The organism is Carboxydocella sp. JDF658 (assembly GCF_002049395.1).
Taxonomy (GTDB): Bacteria; Bacillota.
Window position 1 is genome coordinate 1 of record NZ_BDLR01000185.1, and the last position, 720, is coordinate 720.

General features: G+C 24.6%; 1 protein-coding gene. It reads left to right on the forward strand.

The genetic code is table 11. The features are described from left to right. Positions 1–90 precede the first annotated feature (90 nt). On the forward strand, positions 91–720 hold a 630-nt coding region (locus JDF658_RS13565; protein WP_159446649.1), incomplete at its 3' end, for an AAA family ATPase.

A 720-nucleotide genomic window follows, 5' to 3' on the forward strand; every position in this document is an offset into this window, starting at 1 on the left:
GTGAACTATTATTTTTTGAATCTTCAGGAAAAGGACATTATAAAGAAAAATATAAAGAAACGATTAAAAAATATCTAGGGGATGATAAAGATGAGAATAAATAAAATTAAAATAAAAAATTACCGACAATTTAAAAATTTTGAAATAGATTTTAATGAAAAGAATGAACACGATCTACATATATTAATTGGTAAGAATGGCATGGGCAAAAGTAACTTACTAAATGCTGTTAACTGGTGTTTATACAAGGACGAACCGCATTTACATCTTGACTCAAAAGCATTACCAATACTAAATTTAGATGTAATTAAGAATAATGAGGAAAATTATTCTACTGTTTTAGTTGAAGTTTATGTTAATAATGATGAAGATAATATAATTTTCAAAAGGGAGAGTGTTTTTAATGTACAATCAGAAAAACCTATTGGAGTAAATGAAAAATTTGAAGTTTGTATAATTAATAATAATGGCACAAAAATATTTATAGATGAAGATGCTGATAACTATGTAAGGCAATTTGCACCTAAAGAAATAAGAGAATATTTTTTCTTTGATGGAGAAAGACTTAACTCATATTTTAGAGAACAAACTGGCGATAATATTAAAAAATCAATCTTTGAAATTTCAAATGTATATTTATTAGAAAGAATAGAAAATAGATTAAATACTATTATAATAGAAAAGAAAAGAGAAGCAGCCAAGGAATTACCTGATATAGAT